Source organism: Haloferax sp. S2CR25, from assembly GCF_031624535.1.
In the GTDB taxonomy this organism is placed as follows: Archaea; Halobacteriota; Halobacteria; order Halobacteriales; family Haloferacaceae; genus Haloferax; species Haloferax massiliensis.
The window spans coordinates 43,273-61,678 of sequence record NZ_JAMQOO010000004.1; the positions used below are offsets into that span (position 1 = coordinate 43,273).

At 67.9% G+C, this 18,406-nt stretch carries 17 protein-coding genes; 12 read left to right on the top strand and 5 right to left on the bottom strand.

Going from position 1 to position 18,406, the window contains the following annotated elements; translation table 11 throughout:
* From NDI65_RS11085 to NDI65_RS11105, 5 genes are all read left to right on the top strand, one after another.
* On the top strand, positions 1–1,761 hold the full coding sequence (locus NDI65_RS11085; RefSeq protein ID WP_089779660.1) for an ATP synthase subunit A: 1,761 nt from the start codon (positions 1–3) through the stop codon (positions 1,759–1,761).
* A gap of 4 nt (positions 1,762–1,765) precedes the next feature.
* Positions 1,766–3,172, top strand: coding sequence for an ATP synthase subunit B (locus tag NDI65_RS11090; protein ID WP_089779658.1), 1,407 nt, complete (start codon positions 1,766–1,768; stop codon positions 3,170–3,172).
* Between the two features lie 129 nt (positions 3,173–3,301).
* Positions 3,302–5,299: a bacterio-opsin activator domain-containing protein gene (locus NDI65_RS11095; protein WP_310893665.1), complete on the top strand. Its 1,998-nt coding sequence runs from the start codon at positions 3,302–3,304 to the stop codon at positions 5,297–5,299.
* A 134-nt stretch (positions 5,300–5,433) separates the two neighbouring features.
* Positions 5,434–6,123: a V-type ATP synthase subunit D gene (locus NDI65_RS11100; protein WP_089779654.1), complete on the top strand. Its 690-nt coding sequence runs from the start codon at positions 5,434–5,436 to the stop codon at positions 6,121–6,123.
* Between the two features lie 88 nt (positions 6,124–6,211).
* Complete coding sequence (locus tag NDI65_RS11105; protein ID WP_089779652.1) at positions 6,212–6,595, top strand: DUF6276 family protein; 384 nt, start codon at positions 6,212–6,214, stop codon at positions 6,593–6,595.
* Positions 6,596–6,652: 57 nt separating this feature from the next.
* Here NDI65_RS11105 and prf1 read toward each other — a convergent pair whose 3' ends face one another.
* On the bottom strand, positions 6,653–7,897 hold the full coding sequence (prf1, locus tag NDI65_RS11110) for a peptide chain release factor aRF-1 (protein WP_089779650.1): 1,245 nt from the start codon (positions 7,895–7,897) through the stop codon (positions 6,653–6,655).
* Positions 7,898–8,052: 155 nt separating this feature from the next.
* Between prf1 and minD the strand changes: the two genes are divergently transcribed.
* Together minD and NDI65_RS11120 are read left to right on the top strand one after the other, a co-directional pair.
* On the top strand, positions 8,053–9,894 hold the full coding sequence (gene minD, locus NDI65_RS11115) for a MinD/ParA family protein (protein ID WP_089779648.1): 1,842 nt from the start codon (positions 8,053–8,055) through the stop codon (positions 9,892–9,894).
* 39 nt (positions 9,895–9,933) lie between these two features.
* Complete coding sequence (locus tag NDI65_RS11120) at positions 9,934–10,071, top strand: hypothetical protein (RefSeq protein ID WP_167344137.1); 138 nt, start codon at positions 9,934–9,936, stop codon at positions 10,069–10,071.
* A gap of 45 nt (positions 10,072–10,116) precedes the next feature.
* Here NDI65_RS11120 and argS read toward each other — a convergent pair whose 3' ends face one another.
* Entirely contained in the window at positions 10,117–11,880 is a 1,764-nt protein-coding gene (gene argS, locus NDI65_RS11125; RefSeq protein ID WP_089779645.1) for an arginine--tRNA ligase, read from the bottom strand.
* A 212-nt stretch (positions 11,881–12,092) separates the two neighbouring features.
* Between argS and NDI65_RS11130 the strand changes: the two genes are divergently transcribed.
* From NDI65_RS11130 to ribB, 3 genes are all read left to right on the top strand, one after another.
* Positions 12,093–12,245 carry a hypothetical protein gene (locus tag NDI65_RS11130; protein ID WP_167344136.1) on the top strand — a complete coding sequence of 51 codons (153 nt, stop codon included), beginning with the start codon at positions 12,093–12,095 and terminating at the stop codon, positions 12,243–12,245.
* Positions 12,246–12,498: 253 nt separating this feature from the next.
* Entirely contained in the window at positions 12,499–13,239 is a 741-nt protein-coding gene (locus NDI65_RS11135) for a DUF120 domain-containing protein (RefSeq protein ID WP_187367343.1), read from the top strand.
* Positions 13,236–13,925 carry a 3,4-dihydroxy-2-butanone-4-phosphate synthase gene (ribB, locus tag NDI65_RS11140; RefSeq protein ID WP_310893666.1) on the top strand — a complete coding sequence of 230 codons (690 nt, stop codon included), beginning with the start codon at positions 13,236–13,238 and terminating at the stop codon, positions 13,923–13,925. Before NDI65_RS11135 ends, ribB begins: the two co-directional genes overlap by 4 nt.
* Before the next feature lie 37 nt (positions 13,926–13,962).
* Here ribB and NDI65_RS11145 read toward each other — a convergent pair whose 3' ends face one another.
* A complete protein-coding gene (locus NDI65_RS11145; protein WP_310893667.1) occupies positions 13,963–14,853 on the bottom strand; it encodes an NAD(P)-dependent oxidoreductase in 891 nt (296 codons plus the stop codon).
* Between the two features lie 90 nt (positions 14,854–14,943).
* Here NDI65_RS11145 and NDI65_RS11150 point away from each other — a divergent pair, with 90 nt between their 5' ends.
* On the top strand, positions 14,944–15,882 hold the full coding sequence (locus NDI65_RS11150; RefSeq protein WP_089779639.1) for a branched-chain amino acid transaminase: 939 nt from the start codon (positions 14,944–14,946) through the stop codon (positions 15,880–15,882).
* Positions 15,883–15,963: 81 nt separating this feature from the next.
* Here NDI65_RS11150 and NDI65_RS11155 read toward each other — a convergent pair whose 3' ends face one another.
* Positions 15,964–16,611 carry a DUF502 domain-containing protein gene (locus NDI65_RS11155; RefSeq protein WP_089779636.1) on the bottom strand — a complete coding sequence of 216 codons (648 nt, stop codon included), beginning with the start codon at positions 16,609–16,611 and terminating at the stop codon, positions 15,964–15,966.
* Positions 16,612–16,692: 81 nt separating this feature from the next.
* Positions 16,693–17,532 carry a proline dehydrogenase family protein gene (locus NDI65_RS11160; RefSeq protein WP_310893668.1) on the bottom strand — a complete coding sequence of 280 codons (840 nt, stop codon included), beginning with the start codon at positions 17,530–17,532 and terminating at the stop codon, positions 16,693–16,695.
* Positions 17,533–17,658: 126 nt separating this feature from the next.
* Between NDI65_RS11160 and NDI65_RS11165 the strand changes: the two genes are divergently transcribed.
* Positions 17,659–18,201, top strand: coding sequence for a CDP-2,3-bis-(O-geranylgeranyl)-sn-glycerol synthase (locus NDI65_RS11165; RefSeq protein ID WP_310893669.1), 543 nt, complete (start codon positions 17,659–17,661; stop codon positions 18,199–18,201).
* Positions 18,202–18,406: the final 205 nt, after the last annotated feature.

Genomic DNA, 18,406 nt, shown 5'->3' on the forward strand with positions numbered 1-18,406 from the left:
ATGAGTCAGGCAACACAAGATTCCGTTCGCGAGGACGGTGTCATCGCAAGCGTGAGTGGTCCGGTCGTGACCGCCCGTGGCCTCGACGCCCGCATGAACGACGTCGTCTACGTCGGCGACGAAGGGCTGATGGGCGAGGTCATCGAAATCGAGGGCGACCTCACGACTATTCAGGTGTACGAAGAGACCTCCGGTGTCGGTCCCGGCGAACCCGTCGAGAGTACGGGCGAACCGCTGACCGTCGACCTCGGTCCGGGGATGATGGACGCCATCTACGACGGCGTCCAGCGTCCGCTGGACGTGCTGGAGTCGAAGATGAACTCGGCGTTCCTCGACCGCGGTGTCGACGCGCCGGGTATCGACCTCGAAAAGGAGTGGGAGTTCGAACCCACCGTCTCCGAGGGCGACGAGGTCGCCTCCGGCGACGTCGTGGGGACGGTCCCCGAGACCGTGACCATCGAGCACAAGGTCATGGTCCCGCCGGACTTCGAGGGCGGCGAGGTCGTCGCCGTCGAGGAAGGCGAGTTCTCCGTCACCGAGACGGTCGTCGAACTCGACAACGGCGAAGAAATCACGATGCACCAGGAGTGGCCGGTGCGTCAGGCGCGCCCCGCCGCCGAGAAGAAGACCCCGCGCGAACCCCTCGTTTCGGGACAGCGCATCCTCGACGGTCTGTTCCCCATCGCGAAGGGCGGAACGGCCGCGATTCCGGGTCCGTTCGGCTCCGGGAAGACGGTCACGCAGCACCAGCTCGCCAAGTGGGCCGACGCGGACATCGTCGTCTACGTCGGCTGTGGCGAGCGCGGCAACGAGATGACCGAGGTTATCGAGGACTTCCCGGAACTCGACGACCCGAAGACGGGCAACCCGCTTATGGCCCGGACGTGCCTCATCGCGAACACGTCCAACATGCCCGTGGCGGCCCGCGAGTCCTGTATCTACACCGGCATCACCATCGCGGAGTACTACCGCGACATGGGATACGACGTTGCGCTCATGGCCGACTCCACCTCCCGGTGGGCCGAGGCCATGCGCGAGATTTCGTCGCGTCTCGAAGAGATGCCCGGCGAAGAGGGGTACCCCGCGTACCTCGCCGCGCGTCTCTCCGAGTTCTACGAGCGCGCCGGCTACTTCACGACCGTCAACGGCGAGGAAGGCTCCGTCTCCGTCATCGGCGCGGTTTCGCCGCCGGGCGGCGACTTCTCCGAGCCGGTCACGCAGAACACCCTGCGTATCGTCAAGACGTTCTGGGCGCTCGACGCGGACCTCGCAGAGCGCCGTCACTTCCCGGCGATTAACTGGAACGAGTCGTACTCGCTCTACCAAGAGCAGCTCGACCCGTGGTTCGTCGAGAACGTCGAGGACGACTGGGCCGAAGAGCGCCAGTGGGCCGTCGACGTGCTCGACGAGGAGAACGAACTGCAGGAAATCGTTCAGCTCGTCGGTAAGGACGCCCTGCCGGAGGACCAGCAGTTGACCCTCGAAATCGCTCGCTACCTCCGTGAGGCGTACCTCCAGCAGAACGCGTTCCACCCGACGGACACGTACTGCTCCCCCGAGAAGACGTACGGAATCCTCACCGCCATCCACACGTTCAACGACGAGGCGTTCAAGGCGCTCGAAGCCGGCGTCCCCGTCGAAGAGATTCAGGCCATCGAGGCGGCTCCCCGGCTGAACCGCATTGGTGTGCAGGAAGACTGGGAGGCGTACATCGAGGACCTCAAAGCAGAGATCACCGAGCAGCTCCGCGAGCTGTACTGAGACCATGAAGGAATACCAGACCATCACCGAAATCAGCGGCCCGCTGGTGTTCGCCGAGGTCGACGAGCCGATCGGTTACGACGAAATCGTCGAAATCGAGACGCCCCAAGGCGAAACCAAGCGCGGACAGGTTCTCGAATCCTCCGAGGGCCTCGTCGCGATTCAGGTGTTCGAAGGCACGAGCGGTATCGACAGGAACGCGTCCGTCAGGTTCCTCGGCGAGACCCTCAAGATGCCCGTGACCGAGGACCTCCTCGGGCGCGTGCTCGACGGGTCCGGCCAGCCAATCGACGGCGGCCCCGAAATCGTTCCCGACGAGCGTCGGGACATCGTCGGCGCGGCAATCAACCCCTACTCCCGCGAGTACCCCGAGGAGTTCATCCAGACCGGCGTCTCCGCCATCGACGGCATGAACACCCTCGTCCGCGGCCAGAAGCTCCCAATCTTCTCCGCGTCGGGGCTTCCCCACAACAACCTCGCGCTCCAGATCGCCCGTCAGGCGACGGTGCCCGAGGACGAAGAAAGCGGCGAGGAGTCCGAGTTCGCAGTCGTCTTCGGCGCGATGGGTATCACGCAGGAAGAGGCGAACGAGTTCATGGAGGACTTCGAGCGCACGGGCGCACTCGAGCGCTCCGTCGTCTTCACGAACCTCGCGGACGACCCCGCAGTCGAGCGGACGGTCACGCCGCGTCTCGCGCTGACGACCGCCGAGTACCTCGCGTTCGACAAGGACTACCACGTCCTCGTCATCCTGACCGACATGACCAACTACTGCGAGGCGCTCCGCGAGATCGGTGCGGCTCGCGAAGAGGTCCCCGGTCGCCGTGGCTACCCGGGTTACATGTACACCGACCTCGCACAGCTCTACGAGCGCGCAGGTCGCATCCAAGGTCGCGACGGGTCCGTCACGCAGATTCCCATCCTCACGATGCCGGGTGACGACGACACGCACCCGATTCCTGACCTGACCGGCTACATCACGGAAGGCCAGATATACATCGACCGCGACCTCAACTCGCAGGGCATCCGCCCGCCGATCAACCCGCTTCCGTCCCTGTCGCGTCTCATGGACGACGGTATCGGCGAGGGGCTCACCCGCGAGGACCACGCCGACGTGTCCGACCAGATGTACGCGGCGTACGCGGAGGGTGAAGACCTGCGCGACCTCGTGAACATCGTCGGCCGCGAGGCGCTGTCGGAGCGCGACAACAAGTACCTCGACTTCGCCGAGCGCTTCGAAGCCGAGTTCGTCAATCAGGGCTTCGACACGGACCGGTCCATCGAGGACACCCTCGACATCGGCTGGGACCTCCTGTCGACGCTCCCGAAGTCCGAGCTCAACCGTATCGACGAAGAGCTCATCGAGGACTACTACGACGAAGACGCCGAGTCGGTCGAAGCGGAAGCCTAGACCGCGGCGAACGCCGCGTTCGTCCCTCGGTTCGATTCTCCTCTTCTATTCGCGCCGTTCGTTCTTCGAGCCGTGCGGCCGCGCGTCGCCCGCGGGAACTTCCTTACGTCTCGCCGTCTACGTCTCGGCATGGACGCCACTTCGTCTCCCGTCCGCGTCCTCGCGGTCGTCGGTCCCGCCGTCGACCGGGAGCGACTCGTGGACGCGCTCTCGCCGCTTTCGGTGTCGGTCGCCGGGTCCGTCGAGGCAGTGGGCCGGCGCGCCGCCGACGAACGGGTCGACTGCGTCGTGCTCGCGACCGACCGGCTCGCGGACGTCGAGGCGGTCCACGGGGCAATCGCGGTCCCGCTCGTGGTCGTCGTCCCGCCCGACGGCGACCTCTCGGCGGCGGCCGCCCGCGACGCCGGCGCGGCAGACGTGGTCCCGGTCGTCGATTCGAACCTCTTCGAGCGGCTCCCGGCGCGGGTCGAGAGCGCCGTCGCGTGGCGTCGCCGCGGCGCGGCGGCCGCGAGCGAGATAACGGAGGACCTGAAGGAACAGGCGATAGACGAGGCCCCCGTCGGCATCACCGTCGCCGACTGCTCGTTGCCCGACCGACCGCTCGTCTACGTCAACGAGGCGTTCGAGACGATGACCGGCTACTCGGCCGACGCGGCGCTGGGGCGGAACTGCCGATACCTTCAGGGACCGAACACGGACCCCGAGCGCGTCGCCGAACTCCGCCGCGCTATCGAGGCCGAGGAGTCGGCGTCGGTCGAACTGCTGAACTACCGCGCGAACGGCGAGACGTTCTGGAACCGGGTCGACGTCGCGCCCCTGAGCGGGCCGGACGGCGAGGTGACCCACTACGTCGGCTTCCAGACTGACATCACGGAGCGCGTGCGCGCCGAGGCGGCCGCCGAGCGGTACGCCGCCGGAGTCGACGAGGAGCGCGCACGCCTCCAGACGCTCGTCGAGCACATCGAGGGACTGTTGGGTGACGTGACGAGCGCGCTCGTCCGCGCCGAGAGCAGACGGGAGCTCGAAGCCGCCGTCTGCGACCGGGTCACCGCCGCCGGCTCGTTCGACTGCGCGTGGGTCGGCCACTGCGACCTCTCGCCGGCGGTCATCGTTCCCAACGAGCGGGCCGGAGCCGACACCGGATTCCTCGACGATCTCGAAATCGACCGGTCCGACCCCGACGACCCCACCGCTCGCGCCGCCGAGACGCGAACCGTCCAGTCGGCGACCGTCGGCGAGGGGGGCGTCTCCGCCGAGCCGGTCGTCCCGTTCGACTCGGCCATCGCGGTTCCGCTGGTCCACCGCGAGACGCTCTACGGCGTGTTGACCGTCTACACTGACGCCGCGGAACTCGACGAGCAGGTCCGGGTGGTGTTCGGGACGCTCGGGCGGGCGGTCGGCGCGGCCATCGACGCCTTCGAGAGCCGGCGGTCGCTGCTGTCCGACGAGCGACTCGAACTCGAAATCGAGGTGCGCGACGAGACGCAACCGCTGGTCCGACTCGCCGTCGCGGGGGCGTGCGCGCTCGACTACGAGGGCGCGATTTCTCACGACGACGGGACGCTCAGCCTGTTCGTCTCGACGGACCCCCCGACAGACGGACTCGCGGACGTCGAGGCCGATGTGAACGTCGATGGCGACTTCCCCGGCGTGGTCGACGTGACTCGGCTCCCCCGCGGCGACGGCGTCGGGCTCTACGAGGTCGTCTTCGACGCGGGGTCGCTGACCCACCTCGTTGCCGACGCTGGCGGGCGGTTCCGCGGCCTCGAAGCCGACCGCGACGGCTGCCGGTTCACGGCGGTCGTCCCGGACCGCGGCGCGGGACGGGCGCTACTCGACGATCTCTCGGCGGCGGCCGCCGGCGTCGAACTCCGGGCGGTTAGGGAGCGGTCGGCCCCGCCGCGGACGGGTCGGGGGTTCGCCGCCGAGGTGAACGCGGCGCTCACCGACAGACAGCAGACCGCGCTCCAGCTCGCGCATCTCGGCGGCTTCTTCGAGTGGCCCCACGCCGTGACCGGCGACGAACTCGCGGCGGCGATGGACGTCTCGCGGGCGACGTTTCACCAACACCTCCGCGCGGCCCAGCGAAAGCTCGTCACCGGCTTCTTCGAGGAGGGGACGCGGTAGCGCCGCGCCGACCTCCGGGGGGCGACCCGGCGAGCCGGAGACGTCAATCCACCGAGCGTTCAGACCGATTTCGGGCGGTCCGGCCGGCCAGACAGTAAAAGATTAACACCCCAGGCGAACAACCCCCGCTAACGATGGCCGAAGACGTCAAGCCGACCCGCAAGAACTTGATGGCGATCGAAGATCGCATCGAACTCTCCGAGCGGGGCCACGACACGCTCGAACAGAAGCGTGACGGGCTCATCATGGAGTTCATGGACATCCTCGACCAGGCCCAGGACGTGCGGGCCAACCTCAATCAGGACTACGAGCGCGCGCAGAACAAGATCAACATGGCCCGCGCCATGGAGGGCGACGTGGCGGTTCGCGGCGCGGCCGCCGCGCTGAAGGAGTACCCCGAAATCACGACGCAGTCGAAGAACATCATGGGCGTCGTCGTCCCACAGATCGAGTCCTCGCGCGTGAAAAAGAGCCTCGACCAGCGCGGCTACGGTCTCCTCGGCTCCTCGGCCCGCATCGACGAGGCCGCCGACGCCTACGAGGAACTCCTCGAATCCATCATCCTCGCCGCGGAGGTCGAGACGGCGATGAAGAAGATGCTCGAAGAGATCGAGACGACGAAGCGCCGCGTCAACGCGCTCGAATTCAAACTGCTCCCGGAGCTCTACGAGAATCAGGAGTACATCGAGCAGAAGCTCGAAGAACAGGAGCGCGAAGAGATTTTCCGCCTGAAGAAGATCAAGGCGAAGAAGGAAGAAGAAGAGAAGGAAGAACGCGCCGCGGAGAACGCGGCCGCCGAAGCGGAAGCGGCGACGGCCGACTGACCGGACTCGCCCGTTTTCTCTCTCGATTCCGTCTCCTCTCGGTCGGGTCTCCGACCGCTTTTCATCGCACCGGCGCGTAGGGACTCCCATGTCCTGTCCCGACTGCGACGGCGAACTCGCCGTCTTCGCGGTGCCCGAACCGCTCGAAGCCCACGCGCCCGAGGCGGCGCTGACCGTCGGGTTGTGCGCTGACTGTCTCGCACTCCGTCCGACCGACGAACCGGTGACGGAGGGCGATTCGCGGCCGCTCGCGGACGCGCTTCCCGAGGGCGACGCGGGCGCGGCGGTCGCACTTCTCGTCGGCATGCTCGACTCGCTGGCGCTCAACCGCGCCGGCATCGTCGACTGCGTCGAGTTCGCCGAGCGGTCCGGCACCGACGTGCATCTCACCCTCGACCGGCTCCAGCGGGCGGCGACAGACCCCCACTTCGACGTCGCCCGTCGGCAGAGCCAGTTGGACGCGTTCCTCTGAGCGCCGCCGCTCCGTGCCGTCGAAACCGTGGCGTGAAGACGCCGAGGAGGAGGCCGCTTAGACGCCGGTGGAGTACCGGAGGATGCCGGCGATACCGCCGAACGCGTCGTAGAGCTGTTCGCCTTTCTCGAAGTCGGTGCTGATGAACTTCGTCTCGGTGCCGCGCTGGTCGGCGAGGTCCATGAGCCACTCGATGACGTCCTCGCGGTCTTTCAGTTCGGCTTCCGAGCCGTCGTCGCACTCGTGGGTTGGCGTGTCGCGACGGTGGTCGACGAGTTCGTACTCCTCTTGGCCGCCGCAGTCGTAGACGGCGATGTCCTTTCGGAGGTCCTCGGAGATGAGGAGGCGGTCGACCGACCCCATCACGAGGTTCTTCCGGGTCGCCTCGAACCCGTAGGTGGACTCGTTGCCGCGGTGGAGTTTCTCGAAGAACTCCTCCATCTGCTTTTTGTCCTTGATGACCTCCTGGTCGGCCAGCGCGTCCTGGCCGGCGTCGACGAGGTCGTAGAGACCGGACTCGTCGGTGTAGGCCACGTCGAACTTCCCGACGACGAGGTCCTGAATCTCGTGGTGGAGGTAGTCGCCGTCGAGGAACTCGTCTTTCGTCGGGGAGGGACCGCCGACGAGGACGCCGTCCATCTCGTGTCGCTTGGGGACGAACAGGTCGTTGGCCATGCCGGCGACCTCCTGATAGAAGTTGTCGATGGCTTCGAGGCGGAGGCGGGCGAAACGCTGGGCGGACTGGCCGCCCTTTCGCTGCTTGCCGGGGACGAGCGACGAGGCGCTCTTGACCGGTTCGACGCGCTTGCCCTTGAGCCAGCCGACGTTGGCCTCGCGGCGGTCGAGGACGATGAGGCCGAACAGGCCCTTGTCCATGAGCATGTCTTCGAGCGGCCCGGTGAGGAAGTTCGAGTCGCAGTGGTACCGGAACGACTGAATCGGCTCCGGCGGGCTTTCGAGCACCTTCGTGACCATCGTCGTCTGGCCGCCGCCGGCGTCGACCGCGCCGGAGAACATCACGATGCCGTTGTCCGGCGGGAAGTTCCCGTAGTACCGGAGTCGGTCCTTGATGCTCGTCAGGGCGTCTTGGACGTTCGTTCGCGTCTGCTTCGATTTGATGTTAGACGCTTCGCTGTGCTCCGTGATGACGTGTTCGACCACGTCGGAAATCTGCTTGTCTTCGGGGATGTAGATGGTGACGAGCTGCGTTCCCGACCCTTCGTACTCTCGCAGGTCCTCGATGACCTTCTTGAACTCGTACTTTCGGCGGTCTTCGCTCGCCTCCTCGGCGTCGCTACTCATCACTCCACCTAGTCCCTCCAGCGGCTAAGTAACCTTTGACTGGGCACGCGCCGCGGTATCTCGCCGCACGAGGGTCCGTACGACCCGACCGCGGAGACGGGCGCGGTCGGAGAACATTTATGTGGCTGTCACGGGTGGACTTCGACGTTGGAATTATGGCCCGGGTGTACGCAGTTGCCAGCGCGAAAGGCGGGGTTGGAAAGACGACGACCACGGCCAACCTCGGGACGACGCTCGCGATGGCCGGTCACGACGTCGTCGTCGTCGACGGTGACCTCGGGATGCCGAACCTCGCCGGCGCGCTCGGCGTCGACCCGGACGGGGCGACGCTTCACGACGTGTTGACAGGCGAATCGGCGGTCGAGACGGCCGTCTACGACGGACCGGCGGGACTCTCGGTGGTTCCCGGTTCGAACGCCCTCGAAGCGTTCGCGACCGCGAACGTGCGGGAACTCGACTCCGTCATCTCGGCGCTCGAAGCCACCCACGACATCGTCATCATCGACACCGGCGCGGGGCTGAGCGACGACACGTTCGTCCCGCTGAAGCTCGCCGACGAGGTCGTCTTGGTCTCCACGACGGAGCGCGAGGCGCTCGGCGACACCGAAAAGACCCGACAGCTCGGCGACCGCATCGGTGCCGACGTGGTCGGCGTCGTCCTCACGCGGGTCGACCAGTCGAACCCGAACGCCGAGGTGGTCGCCTCGCTCCTCGACGCCGGCGTCATCGCCGTCGTCCCGGAGGACCCGGCCATCCGCGAGGCGCTCAACACGCAGATTCCGGTTGTCGCCCGCTCGCCCGACAGTATCGCGGCCGCGGGCTACCGCGCGCTCGCCGAGGCGCTCACCGGCCAGCCGGTCCCGATTCCGGACGCCGCGGCGGACGCTGCCGAGTCGGAGGCGGACGCGGAGGACGCAGCCCCCCCGACCGACGGCGACGACGCGGATGACGGCGAAGCCACCGAACCGGAGACGGACGAACACGCCTCGGTCGTGCCGGCCGACGCCGACTCCGCGGAGGCGTCGGAGACGGTTCCGGAACCTGAGACAGCCCCGGACTCGGACCCCGAATCCACCCCCGACGACGTCGCCGCCGCGGCCGCGGACGAAGACCGAGTCACGGCGGAACCCGAGACCGAACCGGAACCGGCATCCGAGACCGAACCGGAACCGAACTTCGAGCCCGAGGAACCACCGGAAGCCGACGCCGACGCCGGCTCCGACCCCGACGACGAGTCCGCGGCCGACGACGACCTCGCTGCGTCGATTCCGTTCTCGGGTGACCCCGTCGAGGACTCGGACGCCCCCGCCGCGGAACCCGACTCGTCTCCCGCCGACGACGCGGGCGACGCCGACGGCAACTCCGATGCGGTCGCCGACCCGGTCGAAGCGGCGGACCCCGACCCCGCCGCCCCCGCCGACCCTGCCGACCCCGCTGAGGACGACGCGACGGACGCGCCGACCGACCCGCTGGCCGCCGACGCGGCCGACGACTCGATGATCTCCGATTCCGAGCCGGTGGGCGAGGAGGGTCCCGACACCGACCCGCTGGCGGCGGACCTCGAAGCGGTCACCCGCGGGACCTCGACCGCCGACGAGGAGGCGGTCGGCGACGCCAACGATGCCGACGACGCCGACGACGCCGACGACGTCGTCCCGGATGTCGACGCGGACGCCGATTCGGCGGGCTCGGACCCGCTCGCGGAAGACGCGGCCGACTCCGAGTCGGTCGCCGACCCGACCGCCAGTTCGGTCTCGGACGAGTCGGCCGAGGCGGCGGGGGCAGAGGCGGACGCGCCCGACGCGGACGAACCGCTCGTCGCCGAGGCCGAACCGAACGCGTCCGGGGCCGACGCGGACGCCGATGACGACGACGAGGCTGACGACGGCGACGAGGAGGGCGTCTACACCACCTCGCTCGTCGAGGAAGTCGAATCGTTCGACGACGACGAGCGCGACGAGAAGAAGAAGGGATTCTTCAGGCGCTTCCTCGGCTAAACGGGAAGGCCTTTTACTCGCGTCTGCGGAATGGCCTCTATGGCAGAATCCGAGTCCGTTCCTTTCTGGTGGATAGTCCTGTTTCTCGTGCTCGCGCTCGGCAGCGGAGCCGCCGTCGTCTTCTCGGTCGGCGGGTCGCTCATCTCCGGAGCCGCGGTGCTCCCGTTTTTCTTCTGAACCGCTCGAAAAAACCCGTCTGCGAAGAACTCGTTTAGCCCGCGGTCACATCGACTCGGGCGCTTCCACGCCCACGATGGAGAGCGCGTTCGCCACCGCGTTCCGCGAGGCCTCCACGAGCGCGAGGCGGGCCGCACCGACCTCCTCGTCGGCGTCGAGCACGGGGCACTCGCGGTAGAAGGTGTTGAACACCTCGGCGAGTTCGCGGGCGAACGTCGCCACGGTGTGCGGTTCGAGGTCGTCGGCCGCGGTTTCGACGACCGCGGGGAACCGCGCGATGGTCGCCAGCAGGTCGCGCTCGGCGTCGGTCGTCAGCACCGAGGGGTCGACCTCGCTCGCGTCGAGGCCGGCGGCGGCCGCCTCGTCGGCGATGCCGCAACAGCGCGCGTGGACGTACTGGATGTACGGCGCGGACTGGGCCTCGAAGTTGAGCGCCTGGTCCCACTCGAAGGTGATGGTCTTCGTGGGCTGTTTGGAGACGATGTCGTAGCGGACCGCGCCGATGCCGACCTGCCGGGCGATGCGGTCGATGTCGGCCTCGTCGAGGTCGTCGTCGCGGGTGCGGCCTTCGAGGCGGGTCTCGACCTCGTCGCGGGCGCGGTCGATGGCCTCGTCGAGGAGATCGTCGAGCATGACGCCCGTCCCCTTTCGGGTGGACATCGTCTCGCCGCCGGGGAGGTTGACCCACGAGTAGATGACGTTCTCCAGTTTGTCCACGTCGTTGCCGAGGATGTCGAGCGCGGCGCGGAGCTGTCCGGACTGGAGCTTGTGGTCCTCGCCGAGGACGGTCACGGCGCGGTCGAAGTTGTCGAACTTCCACTCGTGGTGGGCGAGGTCGCGCGTCGTGTACAGCGAGGTGTCGTCCGACCGGAGGAACACGAGGTTCTTCTCGAAGCCGTAGTCGCCGAGTTCGAGCTGCCACGCGTCTTCCTCGTAGACGGCGTGGTCGGTCTCCTTGAGGCGCTCCGCGAGGTCGCGGGTGCTCCCGTCGAACATGAAGCGCGTCTCCTTGACGAACTCGTCGAACTCCGCGGGGAGGCGTTCGAGGCACTCGCGCATGCCGCCGAGCACCTGGTCGACCACGGTCTCGACGCGGGCGTACGTCTCCTCGTCGCCCTCCTCGATGCCCTGGAGAATCTCGGTGATTTCGGCTTCGGCCCGTTCGACGTCCTCGGGGTCGGCCGCTTCGAGGAAGGCGTTGCCCTTGCGGTAGTAGCGGACGAGGTCGTACTCGACGCGCTCCCGCGCGGGTTCGCTGTCGAGGTCCTCCTCGTCGAACGTCTCGTAGGCCCACGTGAAGACGGCCATCTGGCGACCGGCGTCGTTGACGTAGTAGTGGCGCTCGACGTCGTTGCCGGCGAAGTCGAGCAGGTTGGCGACGGCGTCGCCGATGACCGGGTTGCGGGTGCGGCCGACGTGGACCGGGCCGGTCGGGTTCGCGCTCGTGTGCTCGACGACGACGCTGTCGCCGGTCGCGGGCAGGCGACCGTACGCCTCGTCGGTCGCGGCGGCTTCGAGGGTGTCGTCGTAGTAGGCGTCGGAGACGTGGAAGTTGACGTACGGTCCCTGCGTGTCGACCGCGGCGAGGTAGTCGTGGCCCTCGACGGAGAGTTCGTCGGCGATGTCGGCGGCGATTTTCGGCGGCGGCGCGCCGACGACCCCGGCGAGTCGGAAGGCGACGCTGGAGGCGAGCGTCGCGGGTACGTCTTCCGGCGGTTCCTCGACCCCGAGGTCGTCGGTGGGCAGGTCGAGCGACGAGAGCGCCGCAGAGAGCGCCGTCTCGACCTCCTCACGGAACTGTCTGAACATGTACGCGGATTCTCGATAGGCGGCTAAAGGCCTTTCCGAACCGTCCGAGCGACCGCGGACCGCGCCGAGTGGGTTCGTTCGTTTCCCGCCGTTCGTTGGGTCGCCCTGTCCCTCCCCGCGAAAGCGCCTTACTAGTAAGGTAGTAGTGGTATGCTTCCGGGGGACGACAGTCGAACCACGGGGCGGCGACCCGCCGTCCCCACCACCCACCCATGAGTCAATGCAACCACTGCGAGACGTTCGTGTCGAACAACTTCGTCCGCGTCTTCGGCGACGAGGACGGCAACGTGTACGCGTGTCCCAGTTGCTCGGCGAACGCGGGTATCTCACAGGTCAGCACCGAGCGGCGAGCGTCGTCTCTCTGAGGTCGCGCTTCGGTCACGCCACGCCGCTCGCGTCTCCCGCGCGCCGCCGCGCCGACCTCGGCGGTTGACTCGCCTGTCGACGGCCCCGGAACCGGCCGCGTCCTCCCTCGAACGACCCCGTTCTCGCCGCGGTAGACTGACCGACGGACTTACCCGTCCGCGATTGATACTGTGGCGCATCCACCGGGGCCGCGTTCCCCGGTCGCCCCGCCACCATCTCATTTTTGGAACGCATTCCACTTACGATACGCTTATGGGCGGCGCGTTCGAAGCGGGAGGTATGTCAGAATCGGCAGTCGCCGCGGCGGTCGGGTACGACGAGTTGGCCACGCTCAAGCTCGTCGCGCTCGACGGCGGGCGCTCCGGCCCGGTCAAGCTCTCCTGTTCCGGGGTCGCGAACCGGCTCGACGTGTCGAACCAGACGGCCTCTCGCCGCCTCCAGCGCCTCGAAGAGGCCGACTTCATCGACCGCGAGGTCGTCGCCGACGGCCAGTGGATAACCATCACCGACGCGGGCGAGTCCGCGCTCAGACAGGAGTACGCCGACTACCGGCGCATCTTCGAGACGCCTTCCGTGGTCGTCCTCGACGGCGAGGTCACCGGCGGGATGGGCGAGGGCCGCCACTACATCTCGCTTCCGGGCTACATGGAGCAGTTCAAAGACCGACTCGGCTACGAGCCGTTCCCCGGCACGCTGAACGTCCGCCTCGGCGACGACGCGGTCCGCGCCCGCGCCGGGATGACCGCCCTCGACGCGGTCCCGATAGACGGCTGGGAGGACGACGAACGCACCTTCGGTCCGGCGACGTGCTACGCCGCCTCCGTCGCGGTCGGCGGCGACTCCTACGAGCCGGTCCACATCATCGTCCCCGAGCGGACCCACCACGACGAGTCGCAACTGGAGATAATCGCGCCCGACAAGCTCCGCGACGAACTCGACCTCGACGACGGCGACGCGGTCACGGTCCGCGTCGAGGAGGCGGAGTACGAATGAGCCGTACCGCCGAATCGACCGGCGACTTCGACTCCGTCTCGCGCGTCCTCGACGCCTTCCGCGCCGGCGAACCGGTGCTCGTCCACGACTTCGACGACCGCGAGGGCGAGACGGACCTCGTCTACCCCGCGGGCGCGGTCGGCCCCGCCGACGTGGCCCGGATGCGCAACGACGCTGGCGGCCTCGTCTGCGTCGCCCTCCCGAACGACGTCTCCGAGGCCCTCGGGCTGCCGTTCATCGACGAGGTGCTCGACCACCCGGCGGCGTCCTCCCACGACCTCGCCTACGACTCGCGGTCGTCGTTTTCCTTCACCGTGAACCACCGCGACTCGTTTACGGGCATCACCGACCGCGACCGCGCGATGACCATCTCGCGGCTCGCGCCCGTCGCCGAGGCCGCCCGCACCGGGGAGTACGACGCCGACGACTTCGGCGGCGAGTTCCGCGCGCCCGGGCACGTCCACCTGCTCCGCGGCGCGCCGAACCTGCTTTCGGACCGGCAGGGCCACACCGAACTCGGTCTCGCCTTGGCCGACGGGGCGGGCATCCCGCCGGCGGTCGTCGTCTGCGAGATGCTGGACGACGAGACCGGCGCGGCGCTCCCGAAGGACGCCGCCCGCGACTACGCCGACCGACACGGCTTCGCCTTCGTCGACGGCGACGGCCTCATCGACGAACTCGTCTGAGCGACCGCGGGGTCGCCCCGATTTACCTTCTCCTTTCTCACTCGCGCCCGTCGCGCCACGACCACGTCGGTTCCCAGCCCAGCAGTCGCTCCGCCTTCTCGGTCGAGACGAGCGCCTCGTGGCCCGAAAGTGGCGTTCTCACCTCCGCGCCGGGGTAGACCTCGCTGGCGAGCGTCGCCGACTCGACGGTCGTCGAGGTGTCGGCGGCCGCGGCCCAGAACACCTCGTGGCCCGCGAAGTCGGCTTCGAGTGCCCGCCGGACGAGTCGCGCCGCGTCCTCCCGACCCAGATACGCAAAGAGCGTGTTGCGCGCGGTGTGGAAGTGTCCGGCGTCCCGCAGTCCCGACAGCGAGCGGTCGGCCTCGGCGAACGTCTGTCTCGCCTCCTCCTCGCTCGGCATCCACGGGAACCGGAGGCTGGCGACCGCCTCCGGGGCGTCGTCGCGGCGGACCACCCCCGCGGCGGTCCGTTCGGCGACGTACTTCCCGAGGCCGTAGGGGTTCGAGGGCGTCGCGCGGTGGGTCTCGTCCACCGGGAGGAAGTCGATTCGGGCCGGGTCGGGCTCGAAGCTCCCGCCGATGGCGCTCATGCTGGAGGCGACGACCACGCGGTCGATGCCGAGCGCGGCGGCGACTTCGAGGACGACGTAGGTCGATTGGACGTTGCTCTCGAAGACGCGGTGGCCGGGGTCGTTCGTCGGCGTCGAGATGGCTCCGAGGTGGACGACCGCGTCGGCGTCGACGTCGCTGAGCGCCGCGGTGAGGTCGCCCGGGTCGAGCGCGCTCACGCGGTAGTCGTGGTCCGCGAGCGACGACTCGCTGTGCCGCGAGAGGTTCGTGACGGTGTAGCCGCTCGCGCGGAGGTGGGCGACGACGGTCGGCCCGAGATTCCCGGTGCCGCCCGTGACGGCGACGGATTCGAGGCTCATACCCCGTCATGGCGGCCCGCGGACAAAACCGCGGGGGCCGCGGTAGTCGGGTCGTCATGATTTTAGAGGGGGGCCGCCGAAGGCCACTACATGGGATTTGACGAGATGGATGTCTCGACGATCTGGATGAATGGAGAATACCGGGACTGGGAGGACGCGACGGTGCACGTCCTCACCCACGGCCTCCACTACGGGACGGGCGTCTTCGAGGGGGTTCGCGCCTACGACACCGACCGCGGCCCGGCCATCTTCCGCTGGGAGGAACACCTCGAACGGCTCTACAACTCCACGAAACCCTACGACATGGAGATTCCGTACACGCGGGAGGAACTCACCGAGGCGACGCTTGAGGTCATCCGCCGCAACGACCTCGACGGCGGCTACATCCGCCCCATCGCCTTCTACGGCTACGACTCGCTCGGCGTCAGCCCCAAGGACAACCCGACCGATGTCGCCATCGCGGCGTGGCCGTGGGGGACCTACCTCGGCGAGGACGCGCTCGAAAACGGCGTCGACGTGATGGTCTCGTCGTGGCGCAAGCACGCCTCCAGCCAGATTCCGACGAACGCGAAGACGACCGGTCTGTACGTGAACTCCATGCTCGCGGGCGAGGAGGCCCGCCGCAACGGCTACGTCGAAGCCATCGTCCTGAACAAGGAGGGCAACGTCGCCGAGGGCCCCGGCGAGAACATCTTCATGGTCCGCGACGGGAAGCTCTACACCCCCGGCCTCTCCCAGAGCATCCTCGACGGTATCACCCGCGACACCGTCATCACGCTCGCCCGCGAGCGCGGCTACGAGGTCGACGACAGCGCGACCATCAGCCGCGGCGAACTCAACACGGCCGACGAACTGTTCTTCACCGGCAGCGCCGCCGAAGTGACTCCCATCCGCAAGGTCGACAACGTCGTCATCGGCGAGGGCACCCGCGGCCCGGTCACGGAGGAACTGCAGTCCGCCTTCTTCGACCTCGTGGAGCGTCGCACCGACGACCACGAAGAGTGGTTCACCTACGTCGACGAGCAGTAACCGTAGACGCCCGCGAACGCGAGCTTCCTTTTCACGTCGCAGTCTTGCCGCGGGGCGAGAGTGACGACCGTCGCCGAACTCTCACTCGTTGCTGGGGACCCGCCCGTCGCCGGTCTCCTCCGTCACTTCGATGTCGAACTCGTCGACGCCCTCCTGTTCGGCGAACCCGGCCGAGAGGACGCGCGTGAGGGCCTCTTCGACCTTCTCGCCGGTCTCCTCGATATCCTCGGGGTCGACTTCCATCACGAACCCGGTGGTGATGTTCGGCGCGGTCGGCATGAAGATAATCTCCTTTCCGTCTTTCGTCGTCTTCCCCGTCTTGAACGCGGTCATTCGGATGCCCGGCCACGTTTCGAGGCGGACCGGCTTCTGGAGGTCTTCGGTGCCGGTGAGCGCGGTTTCGACCGCGAGCTTAGAAGCGTTGTAGACGATTCGGACGAGCGGGACCTTGTTCATCGCCGCGTCGATGCCCGATTCGAGCACGCGGCCGACGGTGGTCCGCATGAGGTAGCCCACCGAGAGGACGAGAAGGAGGAAGATGATGATAGCAATGAAAAAACCGAGCACCTGCGATTCGGTGGTCGGCTCCTGGCCTGGCTCTAACAGGACCGTCGAAACGAACGGTAGCTGTGTGATGCTATTGTAAAATATCGTAAATATGTAGATGATGACGATGAGCGGAACGAGGACCACGAGGCCGCTGGCAAAATCGCGTCTCCACGAGGACATTGATATGGAGTACGTGAACCCGCGGGCATAAGGGGATTTCTAGTGTGGGACGAGAGACACGCGCCGCGTTCCGGCGCTCGCTCAGACGCCGACGACTGCGCGGAGCGCGAACAGGGCGTTTTCCTTCCGCTCGCGGACCCGCCGGTAGAAGTAGGAGAACCACTTGTCGCCGTAGGGCGCGTACTGCCACACCTCGACGCCGTCGGCGGCGAGTTCGCGCTGGGCGTCCTCGCGCACGCCCATGAGCATCTGCACCTCGTAGTCGCGGTCGTACTCCGCGCCGAGGTCCCGAGCGTAGGCTATCATCTCGGGGTCGTGACTTCCGACCGCGATGCCGCCGTCGTACTCCCGAAACAGGTACGCGAGGAGTTCCTTGTACGCCTCGTTCACCGCCGACTTCTGCTTGTGGGCGAGGGCCGCCGGTTCGTCGTACGCGCCCTTGACGAGGCGAATCTTCCCCGGCACGTCGGCGAGGCGTTCGAGGTCGTCGGGCGTCCGTTTGAGGTTCGCCTGCACGCACAGCCCCATCCCGCCGTCGAACTCGCGGGCGAGCTCCTCGAAGGCGTCGAGGGTCACGTCGGTCGTCTCGTGGTCCTCCATGTCGCACCACAGGAAGACGCCGCGTTCGTCCGCCGCCTCGGCGATGCGCCGGTAGTTCTCCTCGAACACGCTGTCGCCCGCGTCGAGGCCGATTTGCGAGGGCTTGACCGACACGCAGGCGTCGATGCCGGTCGAGGCGATGTCCTCGACGAGTTCGACGTACGCCGCCGCGTCCTCGTCCGCGGGGGCGCGCTCGTCGTAGTGCTCCCCGAGGAGGTTGAGGATGACCGCCACGCCGTCGTCGTTCATCCGTCGGGCGTGGTCGAGCGCTCCCGCCGCGGACTCTCCCGCGACGAACCTGCTCGCGATGGGCGGAATCATAACGAACGATTACGACCCTCAGCTATTGAGGGTTATCATCGATTCGGACGCGAAATCGAACGACTCCGTCGCCTCGCCCGGCGACGAACCGTCGGAACTTACAGTCTTCGCCGCCGACGGGTCGGTATGGTCGTCTCTCTCGTCGCCACCGCCTTCTGGGCGATGCTGCCCGCGTACGTCCCGAACAACGCCGCCGTCCTCGCGGGCGGCGGTCGCCCAATCGACGGCGGGCGCACGTGGGGCGGTCGCCGCGTCCTCGGGGACGGAAAGACGTGGCGCGGCACCGCCGCCGGGACGCTGGCCGGGACGCTCCTCGCCGTCGCCCTCAACGCCGCCGCGCCAGCGGTCTCGGGCGCGCTCGGCGTCTCGCTCCCGACGTTCCCGCTCGCCGCCGGGGTCGGCCTCGCGCTCGGCGCGATGCTCGGCGACATCGGCGCGTCGTTCCTCAAGCGCCGGTCGGGCCGCGAGCGCGGGGCCGCCTTCCCCGGTCTCGACCAACTCGACTTCGTCGTGGGCGCGCTCGCCCTCGCGTTCGTCGCCGCGCCCGGGTGGTTCTCGGCGACGTTCACCCTCCCCGTGCTCGCGGTGGTGCTCGTGATGACGCCCGTGCTCCACGTCGTCACCAACGTCGGCGCGTACCTGCTGGGGCTGAAAAACGAGCCGTGGTAGGCGGTCGAGCGTCCGCGCGGCGGGTCGCCGACCGACGCGCGCACGGCCACGAGTTCGGTCACCCGTTCGCTCTCCCGGCCGTCCTCTCGGCTCCCGCTCGTTCCTGTTACGAACCCGAGATTACCGCGAGACACCGCGATTAACTCGGCGTAATCCGGGCCAAACGTTCCGTACTGCGCTGGACGGACGCCCCGGTTCAAGTCCC

Excerpts from the sequence above, each read along its gene's own strand:
- NDI65_RS11085 (WP_089779660.1), top strand. The coding sequence starts at position 1 with ATGAGTCAGGCAACACAAGATTCCGTTCGCGAGGACGGTGTCATCGCA.
- NDI65_RS11090 (WP_089779658.1), top strand. The coding sequence starts at position 1,766 with ATGAAGGAATACCAGACCATCACCGAAATCAGCGGCCCGCTGGTGTTC.
- NDI65_RS11095 (WP_310893665.1), top strand. The coding sequence starts at position 3,302 with ATGGACGCCACTTCGTCTCCCGTCCGCGTCCTCGCGGTCGTCGGTCCC.
- NDI65_RS11100 (WP_089779654.1), top strand. The coding sequence starts at position 5,434 with ATGGCCGAAGACGTCAAGCCGACCCGCAAGAACTTGATGGCGATCGAA.
- NDI65_RS11105 (WP_089779652.1), top strand. The coding sequence starts at position 6,212 with ATGTCCTGTCCCGACTGCGACGGCGAACTCGCCGTCTTCGCGGTGCCC.
- prf1 (WP_089779650.1), bottom strand. The coding sequence starts at position 7,897 with ATGAGTAGCGACGCCGAGGAGGCGAGCGAAGACCGCCGAAAGTACGAG.
- minD (WP_089779648.1), top strand. The coding sequence starts at position 8,053 with ATGGCCCGGGTGTACGCAGTTGCCAGCGCGAAAGGCGGGGTTGGAAAG.
- NDI65_RS11120 (WP_167344137.1), top strand. The coding sequence starts at position 9,934 with ATGGCAGAATCCGAGTCCGTTCCTTTCTGGTGGATAGTCCTGTTTCTC.
- argS (WP_089779645.1), bottom strand. The coding sequence starts at position 11,880 with ATGTTCAGACAGTTCCGTGAGGAGGTCGAGACGGCGCTCTCTGCGGCG.
- NDI65_RS11130 (WP_167344136.1), top strand. The coding sequence starts at position 12,093 with ATGAGTCAATGCAACCACTGCGAGACGTTCGTGTCGAACAACTTCGTC.
- NDI65_RS11135 (WP_187367343.1), top strand. The coding sequence starts at position 12,499 with ATGGGCGGCGCGTTCGAAGCGGGAGGTATGTCAGAATCGGCAGTCGCC.
- ribB (WP_310893666.1), top strand. The coding sequence starts at position 13,236 with ATGAGCCGTACCGCCGAATCGACCGGCGACTTCGACTCCGTCTCGCGC.
- NDI65_RS11145 (WP_310893667.1), bottom strand. The coding sequence starts at position 14,853 with ATGAGCCTCGAATCCGTCGCCGTCACGGGCGGCACCGGGAATCTCGGG.
- NDI65_RS11150 (WP_089779639.1), top strand. The coding sequence starts at position 14,944 with ATGGGATTTGACGAGATGGATGTCTCGACGATCTGGATGAATGGAGAA.
- NDI65_RS11155 (WP_089779636.1), bottom strand. The coding sequence starts at position 16,611 with ATGTCCTCGTGGAGACGCGATTTTGCCAGCGGCCTCGTGGTCCTCGTT.
- NDI65_RS11160 (WP_310893668.1), bottom strand. The coding sequence starts at position 17,532 with ATGATTCCGCCCATCGCGAGCAGGTTCGTCGCGGGAGAGTCCGCGGCG.
- NDI65_RS11165 (WP_310893669.1), top strand. The coding sequence starts at position 17,659 with ATGGTCGTCTCTCTCGTCGCCACCGCCTTCTGGGCGATGCTGCCCGCG.